Consider the following 16,426-nt stretch of genomic DNA (forward strand, 5'->3'; position numbering starts at 1 on the left):
CCTCATACTATATCTCCATAAGTTACTCTCAGCATTTCATCAATTGTGGTTGTACCATTTAATACCTTTTCTACACAGGATTCTCTCAAATTAGTCATTCCCTTTTCCTCAGCTACCTTTTTAAGATCCGATTCATTATAGCCAGAGTCTATCATATTTTTCATTTCAGCATCTATTTCAAGAACTTCAAATATGCCTACTCTTCCTTTATATCCAGTTCCATTGCACATACTACATCCTCTGCCTCTTCTAAGTTTTACTGGATGTTGAAGCCCCAAAATTCTAGTTTCTCTTTGAGAGCTTTCATATTCCTCAGCACAATTTGGACATATCTTTCTAACAAGTCTTTGAGCTATTATTCCATCTACAGTAGATGATATTAAAAATGGCTTTATGCCCATATCAATTAGTCTTCCAATAGTTGATACCGCATTGTTTGTGTGTATAGTAGATAGTACAAGATGTCCTGTAAGTGCAGCTCTTATTGATATTTCAGCAGTTTCACTATCTCTTATTTCACCTACAAGAATTATATCAGGATCCTGTCTTAATATACTCCTCAGTCCATTTGCAAATCCAAATCCTATTTTATTATTCACCTGCATTTGGTTAATGCCACTTAAATTATATTCTACCGGATCTTCAATAGTTAGTATATTTTTTGAAACATCATTTAATTCATTTAATATAGAGTAAAGTGTAGTTGTCTTTCCACTTCCTGTAGGTCCTGATACTAATATTATACCGTAGGGTCTTGACATCATATTCTTCAATTTTGATAGTTGATCGCTTTTAAGTCCTGCATTTTCAAGTCCAATTAAAAGATTCTTCTTGTCAAGAAGCCTCATAACAATTTTTTCTCCAAGCACAGTAGGAACTATGGAAATCCTAATATCTATAGATCTGTCCTTTAATTTAAAATCTATTTTCCCATCTTGAGGAATTCTATTTTCAGCTATATTTAAATCAGCCATTATTTTTATTCTACTTATTACAGGAGCAAGCATATCTATATCAGTTCTCATAATTTCCCTTAGAGCTCCATCTACCCTAAACCTTACCCTCATATCTGACTCACCAGGTTCTATGTGAATATCAGATGCATTGTATAAAACTGCATTTTCAATTATTGTATTTAAAAACTTTACAATAGGTGCAGACGCTTCATCTACATTTTGCTCCTCATTTATTTCTATATTGGTTCTTCTTACATTATTTCTCCTATAAACCATAGCTGCTTCTTGAGCTTTGCTCTTTCCATAGTATTTTTCTATATTTTGAAGAATTTTATCTCTAAGTGATATGGCAGTTTTTACATTATACCCTGTTGATATTTTTATATCTTCTATGGCAAAATAATTCAAAGGGTCACTCATAGTTACAAGAAGTGAACCATTTATTATATCTATTGGAATTGACTCGCATTTTTTTGCAATATTTGCAGGCATTATATCTATAATATTCTGAGCTACATTTATGTTGTCTAAATCTATAAATGGTATGTCCATTTGTTTTCTAACAGCAGCTACTATTTGCTCATTTGTAGTAAATCCTTTACTTATAAGAATTTCTCCAAACCTTTGTCCTGTGATTTGTTGAATTTTAAGTACCTTATCTACTACATCTTCGGATATAATTCCTGCATCTATTAAAATCTCTCCAAGACGTTTTTTTACCTTTGCCATAAAATCACCTCTCACTTAATATTTTATTAGATATCATAAAGAACATGGATAATCCCCATGTTCTTTAATTTAAAACTATTTTACAGTAAAGCTTGTCATTTTATTTCCGCCATCATCTACTCCGTAAACTGTATAACCATTAGTTGAGCTTATAAAAATAACTACAGAACCTGGTACTAAATTTTTTGTACTTAGATTTTTATTAGTTATTACTACTGAATAAGCACTATTGTCAATAGGATTCATTATAGTTTCATCAGCTTTAGCACTAGTATCTCCTTTTAAATTCCATATTGATGAGTTTCCACTAGATTTTAATTTAAAAGAATTTACAAAAGCATCTTTTAAGTCACTAGTACTCAAATACTCAATGTTTCCATTTTCATTAGTAACTTTTGTCTGCAGATATGCTCTTACAGCATTTACATTTGTAGTTACTCCTGAATCCTTAGCTTGATTTTTAAATATTGATGCTTTAGGTACCAATATTATTGCAAGTATTGCTATAATTGCAAGTACTATCATAAGTTCTATAAGAGTAAATCCCTTTTTCTTTCTTGTAGCTTTTAAATTTTCTGTAAGTTCCATAACATCATCCCTCCCATTTAATTTATAATATATAAATTGAACCATAGCTTGTTTATAAGTAAAGGTTCAAAATATTTTGCCCACAAAGCATTGTAAAAATAGCAGCTATTGCAACAAAAGGTCCAAAAGGTATATAGTCCTTTGCAGATTTCTTTTTTGATAGAATGAGAAGTACTCCTATAAGTGCTCCTATTATAAATGAAAAAAACAACATTACAAAAGTAAGCTTAAATCCTAAAAACAATCCACATATAAGGCAAATTTCCATGTCACCCCAGCCCATGCCACCTTTTGTAACAACTATGATAAAGGCTAAAAGTCCCCCACCAAGTGCTCCTCCATATATATAATTAATTATAGAAAGTCCATTATAATGATATACAGCTAAAAATATTACGGCTAAAAATACTCCTATAACACTAATCTTGAAATATACATCAGTTGTATCCAAATCTATCATTCCTATAACAATCATAATACTTGTAAATACTATATACTTTGCAAATTCAATTCCAAATCCAAACTTTATATAAATCATTACATATAATAGTCCTGTAACAAGTTCCACAATTGGATACCTAATTGGTATATGTTTATTGCAGTATCTACATTTTCCTCTAAGAAAAATGTAACTTATTATAGGAATAAGATCATACCATTTAATACTATTATTACAGTTTGTACAATGTGACGGTGGATAAACTATTGACTCTCCTCTAGGAACCCTATATATACATACATTCAAAAAACTTCCAATAATAGTACCAAATATAAAAGTAACAATTCCAAAATAAACAGACATAGTATTCCCCACATTTATTATAAAATAAAACCTTATATTCATGACATTATAAAATATCATAAATATAAGGTCGGTTGCATCATTAACTCCATACACGAAAGATGCCCAAATAAAACGTGCACTTCAAAGTTCCCTTTATATTATAATTTAATTTTATCATCATCTTTATTTAAATTCAATAGATTTTACATATAAATACAACTTTTTTGTTAGTGACATTTAGTGATATAATACATACTATATTATGGGTTATTATAAATATAATGGAGGTTAATAATGAACAAAAAAATTATATTTGCAATTATAGCAGTTTCATTTCTTACTGCAGGTTGCGGAAAAATTAATTCAACAAATAATGTACAGCAAAATGTAAATTCTGACACTACACAATCTACAAGTAAAAGCGAAACTACAAAGTCAACTACTACATCGGATAGTACATCAGATAGTACTAGTACAATTGACTATACCCAGTATATAAAGAAAAACTGGGTTAGAAATGGAGATATTAATTCCAGCAGTAATGGTAACTTATCAATATTAATTTCAAAAATTGAAAATGGAAAAATCTATGGAAACATTACTGCAGTTGGTAGTAGTCCTGCCTACAATATGGACAGCTCTAAATTTGAGGGAAATATAAATAATGATACTGCAAAGTGCACACTTTTAGATGATTCAAGAGGAAACGAAGGAAACATAGAACTTCTATTTAAATCCAAAAATTCTCTCCAGGCAAAAATTACAATAACAAAAAAATCTAATGACAATATTATGCGTATTCCTGAAGGAACATTTGAATTCACTCCATATAATCTTAAAGATATAAACGGTCTTAAAATTATTGAAAATCAAACTTTCACCGTTAATTTAAATTCATGGGGAAATGTAAAATTCGTATCAGGAAAATTAACATCAGGAAGCCATATACCTTTAGTATTTTATTTAACTGATGAAGATGGAAACATTCTTTATACTTTTGATGTAAACCTTCCATACAGCATAGATATTGAGGCTGTTTCATTTAAAGATTTGAACAAGGATGGTTTAAAAGACATAATTATTATTGCATCAGACACTTATGATGGAGCTCCTAAGACAGAAATAGCTACTGTTTATTTTCAAAATACTGATGGATCATTTAAAAATGACTCCAACCTTGATAAAGAGATCAATAGTTCTGGAAATAATAAAACTGTTACTGATGTAACAAACTATGTTTCAAATAAGTTCTAAAGAGGGTATCTTTTCAATTTGATACCCCTTTTTCTGTTATACTAACCAATTTTCTTATTAAATATATTTAAAAGGCCAAGTCTTTTCACTCTTGTCCTTATCTCTTCTCTATCTATAGAATAAAGTCCTCTTTCCTTCATCCTGTTAAAGTACTCTGCGCCTGCAAATGTATATCTGTTTTTCCTTCCTTCTTCTGTGGCTATTCTAGTATTGGCATAATTTATAATATCACCTATAACTGTTTCTGTTGGAAGTATTACTGTAGGCTTCTTTAGAGCATATCTTGCAGCATTGTGTCCTGCAAGTGAACCTGTACATATTGCCTCTGTATGTCCAACAAATAGTCCGCTTTTCTCACCTCCACAGAATAGATTGTAAACTCCCTTTACCCTCAAATCATTATAAACAGGAGCAACAGATAAATATCTTACTGAATTTCCCTTACCACCAGAATAAGGATCTACAAATTTAACATTTTCAAGTCCTGGTATTTTTCTCAACTTTTCAAGTGGATAGTAAGGTGTCATAAGTTTAACGTGGCCAGTATCTAGGAGCACCACATTTTCCGCAAATTCTTTAAGTGCGTACTGTTGGCAAACCTTCGCCTTTAATTTATCCATATTTATATCTTCCTTTGGAACTTTAAGAACTACTACTCCCTTATCTTCAATCTCATCTAAAATATCCTTACTAATAGTTTCCTTTGCAAGCTTACAAGATCCACTAAATGCACCGTAATTTCCATCTTCTCTTTCACCATGAAGATCTGGAATTCCTGCACATCTACTTATGCTTATTCTAGGACCAAAAGATGGACATCTAAGTACACACATTGAGCATCCATTCCCATACTTTATGCAATTTCCCATAGGTCCTGTGGAACCAGTGGCCTCAACAAAAGCATCTGCCTCTTCATAATCTCCATCTGAGGTGTATATTCCCTTTATTTTATTTTCCTCCATTTTAACGTCAACAACTCTTGATATTAAATTTAACTTTATCCCTTTATCTATTAGGTATTTTCTAACTACAGGTTCTATTTTATTAACATCATAGAGCCATGCGTGTTTATGCCCTGGAAAATCAATATTCTTATGCCTTGTAAGACTATCTGTAATCTTTATTAAATCCCCTGCTCCAAGAGCAGTTATCTCTTCTGCTCCAGTGTATCTTCCATTGTTTCTCATTATGCCTCCTACATTTCCAAGTCCGAGAACCATATCTGTCTTTTCATATACTACAACATCAGCACCTGCTTTTTTTGCAGTAAGAGCAGCTGCACATCCAGACCAACCAGAACCTATTACTATTATTTTCATAAGATAAAACTCCTCCTTAAAATAATCTTCTATCTTTAAATAAATCTCTTGGATCTATTTGAACTTTGCACAACCTTTTAACTACATCATTTTCATAGTGCTTAGTACAGCTGGCACATATTCCTTCCCCACAACTCATTTTGGTATTATTGCAGCAGGAAATCTTTATTGACTCATCTAAAAAATCAATAATTCTATAAGTTAATATATCAGCACCTCCAACATGAACTATATTTACGTCATTGTCTTTTAATATCTTTTTTAAAGTTAACTTTAACTTTTCTGTAATATATCCATTTTCAATGGTGTTTAAATTTATTATTTTAGAACTATACTTTTTAAAGTACTCTTCTCCAAAATTAGTTTTAAACTGAGGATCTACAATAGATATAATTTTATTGTTATTCTCATGTAACTTTCTCATGACATGAACAGAAGGTGCTATTCCTATTCCCCTTGCTATGATTACTGCAGTACCATCTTTTACCCTGTCCACATTTTTTAATCCCATTATTCCATTTGAAAAAGGTCCCCGCACAAGTATTTCTTCTCCTTTATTTAGTTTTAACAAGCTCTTTGTCTTAGTTCCAACTGCCTTAATTACAACCTTCACTGTATTTTTTTTCCTATTTTCATCCATTATGGATATTGGTGTGTCATAGTATATTGGATCTGAGGGACTTCTCAAAAACACAAAACTCCCTGGATATACAAGCTCCCGTACAAGTTCATTAGGAAGCTTTAGAATAAAGCTATACAGATCTTTTTCAAAAATATCCTTTTTTTCTATAGTACAGTTGTAAGTTTTTCTTAAATTCTGAAATTTTTTCCCATTTGATATATACTTTTCATATATGCAAACTCCACACCAATTTTGACATTGACAAAAATCATCACCATAGAGCTGAGAACACAATATGCAGTCATTTGTTTCTGCAAGATGGCATGGACAATATCTACTTCCAGCATCAATACAATACATGTAAACAACCTCCGCTTATTTTTATAATTGCTATCTTTGTAACACTATACATTATTAGAATATTTTTTAATGATAAATTTGTTACTTAAAAGCAATACTAATAAAATAAACACACTGAAAGTGGATAGATTTTTAATATTTTATATGTTATAATTTGTTTCAACAAGTACTATATGAATTTATTTTGTATGATATAGTCAATATTTAATTAAGATTTCATAATATATTTATAAATGAATTAAGAAAGGATGTTTGAGATGAAAGAAAATTATGACTTAACTAATCCTTATGAAATTGCAAGGTACATAAAAGAATCTAAAAAATCTACTCCTGTAAAAGTATATGTAAAAGGCGACTTATCTCAATGTGAATTTGGAAATATAGAAGACTATGGCTCATCAGATTTTCACATTCTATTTGGTGAAAGCTCAGAGGTTACAGATTTTCTAAAGGAAAATAGTTCCAAAATAAAACAATTTAAAATTGAGTACGACAGACGTAACTCAGCTATTCCACTTATAGACTTAAGAAATATAGACGCAAGAATTGAACCTGGTGCAATAATAAGAGATAAAGTAAAAATAGAAAAAGGTGCCGTAATTATGATGGGTGCTGTAGTAAACATAGGAGCTGAAATTGGTGAAGGTACTATGGTAGATATGAATGCCGTTGTAGGTGCAAGGGGAAAATTAGGTAAAAATGTTCACCTTGGTGCAGGTTCTGTAATTGCAGGTGTCCTTGAACCACCAAGTAAATCACCATGCATAATAGGGGACAATGTACTTATAGGTGCTAATTCAGTTATACTTGAAGGTGTAAAAATTGGAAATGGTTCTGTTATTGCTGCAGGTTCTGTTGTAGTTAAAGATGTTCCAGAAAATGTAGTTGTAGCTGGATCACCTGCAAAAGTTGTAAAAGTTGTTGATGACAAGACAAAAGACAAAACTCAACTTCTTGCAGACTTAAGAGAGTAAATAAAAATGTTCCCGAATTTATATTTTGGGAACATTTTTATTTACTCTCTTTTTAATGGGAAAGTCATGCAGTGTATTCCTCCATTGTGCTTAAAAATCTCATTTAAATCAATTTCTATAACTTCAATCCCATAAGATCTCAGCTTTTTATTTACAACACTGTTATTTTTAAAGGACATAACTCTATGCCTTCCAAGTGATTGAATGTTGCAAAAGCAACTCATAATATCCTTTCTATCTACATCTATAATATTAAATCCTCTATCATTTAATACATCTAAAAAACTCTGAGGAAGTACTTCCCGGCAGGCAACAGCAAGCTTTTCATCTACAATATTAAAACACATGTCAAGATGTATACACTTTTCCATACTTGAAACTCCTATTACTTCATATCCGTACTGTTTAAGGCCATTAGTTATTTCCCTAACTCCAGCTTCATCTGTCCTCTCAAGCATTCCTATAGCTAGAGTATTCTCGTCTAACATAAAGAAATCTCCACCTTCAAAAAATCCCTTAGTGCACTTTAAAATACATGGAACTTTAAGCTCTTTCATCTTCTCTTCATATAGTTTAGTTTCCCCTACTCTATCCTTATTTTTAAAATTTCCAAGTATGTATCCTTCTTTTACACATGCGCCAAAATCTCTTGAAAAAACTTCATCAAAAAATCTAGTATCAGGATCCATAAAAGAAACTTCAACTCCATTTTCCCTATAAGCATTTACAAGCTCATTGTGCTCCTTTATACAAGTTTCAGTATTCACTTTAATTTTCTCTCCATTTACAATTTTTTCAGAAAGAGCAAAAGTTGGAGGACACATTAATACTTTTTTTAACACTCCAATAGAATTTTTAACAAAATAATCTTTAATTTCTCTCATCTCCAATCACCATATTCTAAAATCATATATATATATATTTTATCTAGTTAAACAGTAAATATTCTAAATTACTTCTTCTTAATTTTTATACTAATATAAATAAAAAAAGAATAATAATAACTAGAACAATATTTATAAAATCGAGGGGATCATGTGAAACATAATATTTTTTATAGGTCAATCAAAAAGTTAAAATCCAGTTTAAAATTCATATTACCCTTTATAATTTTGGCAGCCATAATAATTACTCTATTTCCACACTTCTTCAGAAATACCTACACTGTAACTATATCAAATAGACAGATAAAAACTCACGGCAACAAAAAAACATATATAATATACGCTCAACTTGAAGATGGAAGCATAAAGGCATTTAAAGATAAAAACAGTCTAGTTGAATTCAAATTCAATTCAGAAGATATATATAGGGGACTTCAGATATATAGAAAGTATGAAATAAAAACCTATGGATTTAGGATTACCTTCCTATCTTGCTACGAAAATATTGTAAATGTTAAAAAATTAAAAGATAACTTCATATACCCATACATCGATCCAAATTCTCACTAAAATTTTTTGCAAAAAGAAACAGGCTCTGTGTCTGTTTCTTTTTATTATATTATATTAATTTATCATTTTTTAATTAATATTTTAACATTTTATTATAAATATAGTATAAAATATGATAAATCGTTATATTTTGAGTATTTAATAATTATAATAAGATATTACCCTGTTTATTCGATTACAAAGGATTGCTTGGCCATATATCACATTAGCTTTTTTATTTTGATTTTATTATAATATTGTCATCATATAAATTGATTTTTTATTATTTTATCAATTTATCACTCTTAAATTTATTATTATATTATTTTATTATTTAAAATAGGGAGGTATTATTATGGATAGTAAAGAACTTGTTATTGCGATAGACACTGTTTGGACACTTATCGCTGCGGTTTTAGTCTTTTTCATGCAAACTGGTTTTGCCATGGTTGAAACTGGTTTTACCAGGGCAAAAAATGCAGGAAATATAATGATGAAAAACTTAATGGACTTTGTAATAGGTACTTTAATTTTCTGGATAGTTGGTTTTAGTATAATGTTTGGTGTTGATAAAGGCGGACTAATTGGAGCATCTGGATTATTTACATCTGGAAGCTATGATCATCTAGGTCTTGGTATACCAAAAGAAGCATTTTTAATGTTTCAAACTGTATTTTGTGCTACTGCTGCTACAATTGTTTCTGGTGCAATGGCTGAAAGGACTAAATTTAAATCATATTTAATTTATAGCTTTTTTATAAGTGCTATTATATATCCTATATCAGGTCACTGGATATGGGGTGGTGGATGGCTTTCAAATCTAGGTTTCCACGATTTTGCAGGATCTACTGCAGTTCACTCAGTAGGTGGTTGGGCAGCACTAATGGGTGCTCTGATACTTGGGCCTAGAATTGGAAAGTACACAAAGGATGGTAAATCTAACACTATACCTGGCCATAGTTTAACTTTAGCAACTCTTGGAATGTTTATTTTATGGGTTGGTTGGTTTGGATTTAACCCTGGTTCAACTTTATCTGGGACAGACTATAACTCAATATCTCACATATTTATAACAACTAACCTAGCAACAGCAGCTGGTGCATTAGCTGCAATGACAGTTGTATGGATAAAGAATAAAAAACCAGATGTAGGAATGACTTTAAACGGAGTTTTAGCTGGTCTTGTAGGTATTACTGCTGGAACAGATGCAGTTAGTGCAGGTGGTGCAGTTATTATAGGCGCTGTATGTGGAGTAGTTGTAGTATATGGATCTGAATTTATAGATAAAGTATTAAAGGTAGATGATCCTGTAGGTGCAGTTGCAGCTCATGGATTATGTGGTGCTGCTGGAACTATATTAGTTGGTGTATTCTCTCTTGAAGAGGGTTTATTTTACGGAAAAGGTGCTCATCTTTTAGGAGTTCAGGTACTTGGAGTAATAGCTGTTGCAGCTTGGACATTACTTACAACTTTCATACTGTTTAAAGCAATAAAAGCTACTGTTGGATTGAGAGTATCTCGCGATGAAGAATTAGCTGGTCTTGATATGCAGGAACATGGAATAAGTTGTTATCCAGACTTTAAGTTAGTTTCAGAAGATAAATCAGAAGATGAAAATGATACAATTGCAAGTTAATTTCAATTTCCTTTATTCCATAAAAACATCTATCACAAATATCACAAAAAATCTGCTGTAAAATAAATTTTACAGCAGATTTTTTTAATCTTCCAATCCTTCAAACTGCATATTGTAGTAGTAAGAATAAAGTCCACCTTTTTTAAGGAGTTCTCTGTGATTTCCTCTCTCCTTTATCCTTCCACCTTCTATAACTATTATTTCATCAGCATTTTTTATAGTGCTCAATCTATGTGCAATAACTATAGTAGTTCTATTTTTTGCAAGCTTATCAAGGGAATTTTGGATAAATCTCTCGCTTTCATTGTCAAGTGCCGAAGTGGCCTCATCTAGTATAAGTATAGGAGGATTTTCAAGGAATACCCTGGCAATTGAAATTCTCTGCTTCTGACCACCAGATAGTTTTACTCCCCTTTCTCCTACATAGGTATCATATCCATTTTCCAGTGACATTATAAAGTCATGGATATTTGCCTCTTTGGCTGCTTTTATAACTTCTTCATCTGAAGCTGTAGGTTTTCCATATCTTATATTCTCTTTTAAAGTTCCAGAGAATAAATACACATCTTGCTGCACTATTCCAATAGAATTTCTAAGTGATTCAAGGGTTACATCTCTAATATCTTTTCCGTCTATCATTATAGAACCTGAAGAAACATCATAAAACCTTGGAAGAAGTGAACAAAGAGTTGTCTTTCCTCCTCCTGAAGGCCCTACAAAGGCAATTTTCTTTCCTGATTCTATAGTTAAATTTATATTGTTTATAATCTGTTTCTTTTCGTTATATCTAAATGATACATTTCTATACTCTATATTTCCCTTTACATCTTTAATATCCACTGCATCTTTTTTATTTACTATTTCAGGTTCTGCCTCTACAATATTTAAAAATCTCTTAAATCCTGCAAATCCCTTTTGGAACTGTTCTGCAAAATTTATAAGTATATCTATTGGATTTATAAATATATTAATGTAGAGAGCATAAACTGCAAGGTCTGATACTTTAAGAGATCCTTCTGCTATAAAAAATGCTCCTGTAGCAAGTATAACAACGTACAAAAGTCCTTCAAAAAAAGCATTACCAGCAATGAATTTTCCCATTTGTTTATAACTTGTTTCCCTTGAAATACGATATGCATTGTTATTTTCATCAAACTTTTTCTTTTCTATATGCTCATTTGCAAATGACTTTACAACTCTTACACCTAAAAGACTGTCTTGAACAGATGAGTTTATATTACCCATTTTCTTTCTATTGTCGAAAAATATTCTCTGCATTTTTTTATTTTGATAAAATGAAAATACAACCATTACCAAAGTAACTGCAAGGAGTATTAAAGTCATTTTTACATTTATAAGCATAAGTATTACAAAAGATCCTATGATCTTTATACCAGAAATGAACACATTCTCAGGTCCGTGATGTGCAAGTTCAGATATATCAAACAAATCAGATACCATTATGGACATCATCTGGCCCGTATTGTTTTCATCATAATATGAAAAAGACATCTTTTGAAGATGATAAAACAGATCCTTTCTCATATTATTTTCCATTCTCGTACCCATAATATGTCCCCAAGAAGAAATAAAATACTGACAAAAGTACTTTACTATATACATAATAATCATGAGTACAACAATATAGCTTATTGAATTGAGTATAACTTGTCTATCCTTTATAAATATATTATTTGAAAGATACCCTAAAATCAAAGGAAATGATAGATCTATAAGTGACACCACAAGAGCACAAAATATATCTGCATAAAAAAGAAACAAGTAAGGTCTATAATACTGTAAAAATCTTTTTAATATTTTTTTCAAATTTTCTGTCATTCCTTTCCATACTTTATATAGTTAATAAAAAATTACTAACTAAAAATAATTATCATTATAACATCCACTACAATCTGTGTAAAGTATTGGATTTATAGACCTATAAATATCCTATTTCTGCTCATTCATACATTCTTTACATATACCATAAAAATCAATTTTTATATCTTCTACTTTAAAATTATATTTTTTAGAAATCTCATTTATAAGATCCTTTATTAGAGCTTCCTCATAAATTCCTACAATTTTACCACATTTTCTACAAATCAGATGAGGTCGTTTATAAAATTCATTATCTGTGTTTATTTCATACAGCTCACATTTATTAGCTCCATCATCTTTCATAACACTTGTAACTGCATTAAATTTTTCCATAATCATAAGCGTTCTATAAATAGTTGCAATTCCCATAGAATATCCCTTTTCTTTGGATATGTCATATATATCTTTCATACTCAAATATTTTCCAATGTTTTCATACAGTATGGAAATTATGAGTCTTCGCTGTTTTGTAAACTTATGGCCATTTTTCTCAAAAACTTCTTTAAATCTTGCAATGGAGTCATCTTTTACATTAATCATATAATCAATCACTTCTAATTCATATTATTAAATAAAGTATTCTGAATTATTTCCATGACCACGACGCATGCCATGACAACATCTATGAGAATGATAAAATTTTTCATTTGCTCCACTACAAACTTGTACATTAGATTTATCTAGCTTTTCAAGATTTTTACATAATTTTTCTGTAATTGTAAACATCTGCTCTCTTTCAGTTTCCGTAAGTACTCCAAAAATAGAATCCATAAAGGAATTGATATCTTTATCTATATTACAAGCATAATTTTTACCTTCTTCAGTAAGATATACACGCATTACTCTCTGATCATTTTCATCTTGTCTTCTAGTTACCAATCCTTCACTTTCCATTTTAACAATCATTTCCGTTACAGATGATGGACGCATATCTAATCTCTGTGCTAAATCTCTTTGACTTATTCCATCATTTTCAAGAATTAAAGCTAATAAATTAGTTCTTCCATGCTTAAATCCACCTTTACTGTGTATTCCCCTATGAGCAGTACGATGCATTTGACGATTTAATCTATTTAGCAATCTGTATAAATCTTTTAAATTTACATTTGACATACTCAATCCCTCCAAACAAATTTAATTAGGTACCTAACTTATTTTTAGTATACTATTACGCTTATCAATTGTCAATTCACAATTCACAATGCACAGTTCAGTTCACAATTCACAATGCACAAAAAAATTACCATGGCAAATTAATCCATAGCAATTTTTTCAACTATTTTTCTCCATATATTCATCATTTATATAAACGTCTACAATTAATTATTTATATCCATAATATTTCTTGAATTCTTTAATCAACAACTTCTTATCTGCATTAGAAATAAGTCTTCCTTTAATGCCAAAGTCTTTATATTTACGAGCAAGATTTCTAAGTTCTACAACCTTAACCTTACTCAAAATTTCAATAGACTTTTCTAAACCATAATTAGTTACCATCTTATCCACAAAATTCTTATTTAATTTAGTGGAATCAATTTTCAAAGGTTCAGTATTTTTCTTTTCAATTACTTCAAGTTTTGTTCCAACTTTTGTTTCAACTTTTGTTTCAACTTTTGTTTTATTTTCTATCTTATCTCTCTTTGGAGCTACAATTGGAATATTTTTATGTTTTAATAATATTTTTGATTCAATCATATTATTTAATTCTTCATGTGGGCGAGGAATTACATGTTGTGAAAGCAGGGCTGTATCATCTATATTTTTAACTGCTGCTACACCAGCATCTACAGCTGCCTGAACTGCGGCAACATCACCAGTTATAGCAACGGAAACAAGTCCTCCTCCTATACATGTCTTTCCCAAAAGACTCACATTTGCCACTTTTAGCATGGCATCTGCGCTCTCAATAGCTACAACAAGTCCAATTGTCTCAATTAACCCAAGTGCCTCCATTGTTTAACCCTCCTAAACTTTAACAAGGTAAAGTTCTTATATATCATAATAATGATGACAATAACCTGTCTGATGGCGAAGGTATAACCTCTGAATTTACTAATAAGCCCTTTTCTTTTGCAATAGTGTTTCCTACTTCAACTCCAGTTTCAACTGCGCCCACATTACCAGTAAAAGTAAAGAATGACTTGCCCCCCAATCCACTTCCCAAACGAAGCTCAATAGGCTCTAATTCCGCAGATTTCAAAATCGCATCAGCTGCAATAACCATTGTTGACAGGGAAAAAGACTCAATTATTCCCAAAGCCTTGATTTTATCTGGCATAGTTGCACCTGTAATTGCAGGAAATACTGCTGGATCAACATTTGGTATAACAATAGAATCCACCAAAAAACCTTCTGCACATCTTTCACCAGTACTTACTGAATCTTGAACTGCTGAAACATCACCATTAACAATGGCAATATACTTACCAGGACAAGTAGATCCTGCCGTAACTATTTCAACATTAGACACCTTTACCATCTGATCTGCTGCATATATACCACGGGCAATGCTTGTAAATTCAACCATTCCTATTGCTTGGGACATATTATCCCCTCCTTATTACAATAAAATCTTTTCCACTTTCTTCAACTGTTCCCGAAATACTTGCATGAATAGTGGCACCTAAACTACCTTCAGGAATCTTTCCAATTAGTTGTCCAAGTTCTACATGATCACCAACATTAACTATTGGAATTGCAGGTGCTCCTACATGCTGTCTTGTTGCAATAGAAACAACTTCAGGTTCTATATGAACTTTACTCATAGGAGCTTTCCTATCAAAATCATTCAAACCTAGTCTAGCAATAATACGATTACTTGGAACTAATCTATAGTCCCGATTTTTACGAACAGTAAATTCAGATTTTACTGGTTTATATTTTATATTTTGTTCTGCCAATTTTCCTTTAAAATAGAGATTTGCAGATCTTGGATAAAGTCCCGCTTGACATGAAAACAATTCACATAAATTACACTGACAACAAAGCTGTGCAATTTCTTGCTGTCTAATATCTTTAAATGAATAATTTAAAGTTCTCATTATCTTGTGAGGCTGCATATTATGCCCTAGAAGATAACGTGGACACATATCTGTGCACATACGACATTGCTCACAAGAAGATCTATTTATCCTTTTTGCCTGTTCTATACTAACAGACTTTTTACGAATTAAAGGATGATCTTTTTTTAATATTATAAATCCCTTATTTTTCTTTGTAACATATCCACTTACATCGTCCTTTACAGATCCCATCATAGGACCACCATCAATAACTCTATAATCATCAAAGTTTTCTATACCACTAAGTTTCAACACATCTATAATAGGTGTACCTACTTTTACCTTTACAGTCATTGGTTTAGGTATATCTCCTGCAATTGTAATGTACTTTTCTGTAACAGGCATTTCCTTAGATGCATTATATATATTTAATGCAGTTTCTACATTAACTACTACACATCCAACATTAATTGGAATACCCATTTCAGGAACAACTCTTCCAGTGAGTTCATAAACCAAAACTTGTTCATCACCTGCAGGATAAATATCTGGAATCTCCTTAACTTCAATAAAATGTCCTAAATGCAATGCAGCAATTCTCTTATTAAGCACCGAAATTGCTTCTTTATGCTTTCCTTTAATCCCTATAATTGCTTTTTTTGCACCTACTATTTCTCCCGCTGCCTTAAATCCTTTAATTATCTCATCTGGAAACAACACCATCAATTGTTGATCTACACGCAACAGCGGTTCACATTCAGCTCCATTAAGAAGTATATATTCCGCTTTTGATGCTAGCTTTACATGAGTAGGAAAACCTGCCCCTCCTGCACCAATAACTCCCGCTTCACGCACCATATCAAGAATACTCATTCTTTTACCTCC

Annotated in this window: 16 protein-coding genes and 1 riboswitch; of the genes, 4 read left to right on the plus strand and 12 right to left on the minus strand. The window is 31.1% G+C overall.

Annotated features, from left to right (window positions below):
- Positions 1-2 precede the first annotated feature (2 nt).
- The 3 genes from H2684_RS01500 to H2684_RS01510 form a co-directional block, all read right to left on the minus strand.
- Complete coding sequence (locus H2684_RS01500; protein ID WP_182087582.1) at positions 3-1,685, minus strand: GspE/PulE family protein; 1,683 nt, start codon at positions 1,683-1,685, stop codon at positions 3-5.
- A 75-nt stretch (positions 1,686-1,760) separates the two neighbouring features.
- Positions 1,761-2,273 (minus strand): prepilin-type N-terminal cleavage/methylation domain-containing protein, encoded by a 513-nt coding sequence (locus H2684_RS01505; protein ID WP_182087583.1) that lies wholly within the window; start codon positions 2,271-2,273, stop codon positions 1,761-1,763.
- 52 nt (positions 2,274-2,325) lie between these two features.
- On the minus strand, positions 2,326-3,075 hold the full coding sequence (locus H2684_RS01510; protein WP_182087584.1) for an A24 family peptidase: 750 nt from the start codon (positions 3,073-3,075) through the stop codon (positions 2,326-2,328).
- 59 nt (positions 3,076-3,134) lie between these two features.
- A riboswitch (cyclic di-GMP riboswitch) is annotated at positions 3,135-3,218 on the minus strand.
- Positions 3,219-3,351: 133 nt separating this feature from the next.
- Here H2684_RS01510 and H2684_RS01515 point away from each other — a divergent pair.
- On the plus strand, positions 3,352-4,311 hold the full coding sequence (locus H2684_RS01515) for a hypothetical protein (protein WP_182087585.1): 960 nt from the start codon (positions 3,352-3,354) through the stop codon (positions 4,309-4,311).
- Between the two features lie 41 nt (positions 4,312-4,352).
- Here H2684_RS01515 and H2684_RS01520 read toward each other — a convergent pair whose 3' ends face one another.
- Positions 4,353-5,630 (minus strand): FAD-dependent oxidoreductase, encoded by a 1,278-nt coding sequence (locus H2684_RS01520; RefSeq protein WP_182087586.1) that lies wholly within the window; start codon positions 5,628-5,630, stop codon positions 4,353-4,355.
- A 16-nt stretch (positions 5,631-5,646) separates the two neighbouring features.
- Positions 5,647-6,612 (minus strand): sulfide/dihydroorotate dehydrogenase-like FAD/NAD-binding protein, encoded by a 966-nt coding sequence (locus H2684_RS01525; protein ID WP_182087587.1) that lies wholly within the window; start codon positions 6,610-6,612, stop codon positions 5,647-5,649.
- A 257-nt stretch (positions 6,613-6,869) separates the two neighbouring features.
- Here H2684_RS01525 and dapD point away from each other — a divergent pair, with 257 nt between their 5' ends.
- Positions 6,870-7,586, plus strand: coding sequence for a 2,3,4,5-tetrahydropyridine-2,6-dicarboxylate N-acetyltransferase (gene dapD, locus H2684_RS01530; RefSeq protein ID WP_182087588.1), 717 nt, complete (start codon positions 6,870-6,872; stop codon positions 7,584-7,586).
- A 41-nt stretch (positions 7,587-7,627) separates the two neighbouring features.
- On the opposite strand, the gene H2684_RS01535 is transcribed toward dapD, so the two are convergent.
- A complete protein-coding gene (locus tag H2684_RS01535) occupies positions 7,628-8,461 on the minus strand; it encodes an arginine deiminase family protein (RefSeq protein ID WP_182087722.1) in 834 nt (277 codons plus the stop codon).
- 162 nt (positions 8,462-8,623) lie between these two features.
- Between H2684_RS01535 and H2684_RS01540 the strand changes: the two genes are divergently transcribed.
- Complete coding sequence (locus H2684_RS01540; protein ID WP_182087589.1) at positions 8,624-9,040, plus strand: DUF1523 family protein; 417 nt, start codon at positions 8,624-8,626, stop codon at positions 9,038-9,040.
- 334 nt (positions 9,041-9,374) lie between these two features.
- Positions 9,375-10,655: an ammonium transporter gene (locus tag H2684_RS01545; RefSeq protein ID WP_182087590.1), complete on the plus strand. Its 1,281-nt coding sequence runs from the start codon at positions 9,375-9,377 to the stop codon at positions 10,653-10,655.
- 84 nt (positions 10,656-10,739) lie between these two features.
- Here the strand turns inward: H2684_RS01545 and H2684_RS01550 are convergent, their stop codons facing one another.
- From H2684_RS01550 to H2684_RS01575, 6 genes are all read right to left on the minus strand, one after another.
- Positions 10,740-12,482 (minus strand): ABC transporter ATP-binding protein, encoded by a 1,743-nt coding sequence (locus H2684_RS01550; RefSeq protein WP_243159244.1) that lies wholly within the window; start codon positions 12,480-12,482, stop codon positions 10,740-10,742.
- Between the two features lie 123 nt (positions 12,483-12,605).
- The gene (locus H2684_RS01555) at positions 12,606-13,076 is read right to left on the minus strand and encodes a Fur family transcriptional regulator (RefSeq protein WP_182087592.1); all 471 of its coding nucleotides are present in this window, start codon (positions 13,074-13,076) and stop codon (positions 12,606-12,608) included.
- A gap of 27 nt (positions 13,077-13,103) precedes the next feature.
- A complete protein-coding gene (locus tag H2684_RS01560) occupies positions 13,104-13,649 on the minus strand; it encodes a MarR family winged helix-turn-helix transcriptional regulator (protein WP_182087593.1) in 546 nt (181 codons plus the stop codon).
- A 210-nt stretch (positions 13,650-13,859) separates the two neighbouring features.
- Positions 13,860-14,492, minus strand: coding sequence for a BMC domain-containing protein (locus H2684_RS01565; RefSeq protein ID WP_182087594.1), 633 nt, complete (start codon positions 14,490-14,492; stop codon positions 13,860-13,862).
- A gap of 43 nt (positions 14,493-14,535) precedes the next feature.
- Positions 14,536-15,084, minus strand: coding sequence for a BMC domain-containing protein (locus tag H2684_RS01570; protein ID WP_182087595.1), 549 nt, complete (start codon positions 15,082-15,084; stop codon positions 14,536-14,538).
- A gap of 1 nt (position 15,085) precedes the next feature.
- Positions 15,086-16,414, minus strand: a complete 1,329-nt coding sequence (locus H2684_RS01575) for a 4Fe-4S dicluster domain-containing protein (RefSeq protein WP_182087596.1) — start codon at positions 16,412-16,414, stop codon at positions 15,086-15,088.
- Between the last annotated feature and the right edge of the window lie 12 nt (positions 16,415-16,426).

Origin of the sequence: Clostridium sp. cel8 (assembly GCF_014050525.1) — a bacterium.
Lineage (GTDB): Bacteria > Bacillota > Clostridia > Clostridiales > Clostridiaceae > Clostridium_B.

Bases quoted from the DNA above. Each gene is read 5' to 3' on its own strand.
- H2684_RS01570 (WP_182087595.1), bottom strand. From the start codon at position 15,084: ATGTCCCAAGCAATAGGAATGGTTGAATTTACAAGCATTGCCCGTGGT.
- H2684_RS01500 (WP_182087582.1), bottom strand. From the start codon at position 1,685: ATGGCAAAGGTAAAAAAACGTCTTGGAGAGATTTTAATAGATGCAGGA.
- H2684_RS01560 (WP_182087593.1), bottom strand. From the start codon at position 13,649: ATGTCAAATGTAAATTTAAAAGATTTATACAGATTGCTAAATAGATTA.
- H2684_RS01525 (WP_182087587.1), bottom strand. From the start codon at position 6,612: ATGTATTGTATTGATGCTGGAAGTAGATATTGTCCATGCCATCTTGCA.
- dapD (WP_182087588.1), top strand. From the start codon at position 6,870: ATGAAAGAAAATTATGACTTAACTAATCCTTATGAAATTGCAAGGTAC.
- H2684_RS01545 (WP_182087590.1), top strand. From the start codon at position 9,375: ATGGATAGTAAAGAACTTGTTATTGCGATAGACACTGTTTGGACACTT.
- H2684_RS01520 (WP_182087586.1), bottom strand. From the start codon at position 5,630: ATGAAAATAATAGTAATAGGTTCTGGTTGGTCTGGATGTGCAGCTGCT.
- H2684_RS01510 (WP_182087584.1), bottom strand. From the start codon at position 3,075: ATGTCTGTTTATTTTGGAATTGTTACTTTTATATTTGGTACTATTATT.
- H2684_RS01565 (WP_182087594.1), bottom strand. From the start codon at position 14,492: ATGGAGGCACTTGGGTTAATTGAGACAATTGGACTTGTTGTAGCTATT.
- H2684_RS01555 (WP_182087592.1), bottom strand. From the start codon at position 13,076: ATGATTAATGTAAAAGATGACTCCATTGCAAGATTTAAAGAAGTTTTT.
- H2684_RS01515 (WP_182087585.1), top strand. From the start codon at position 3,352: ATGAACAAAAAAATTATATTTGCAATTATAGCAGTTTCATTTCTTACT.
- H2684_RS01505 (WP_182087583.1), bottom strand. From the start codon at position 2,273: ATGGAACTTACAGAAAATTTAAAAGCTACAAGAAAGAAAAAGGGATTT.
- H2684_RS01575 (WP_182087596.1), bottom strand. From the start codon at position 16,414: ATGAGTATTCTTGATATGGTGCGTGAAGCGGGAGTTATTGGTGCAGGA.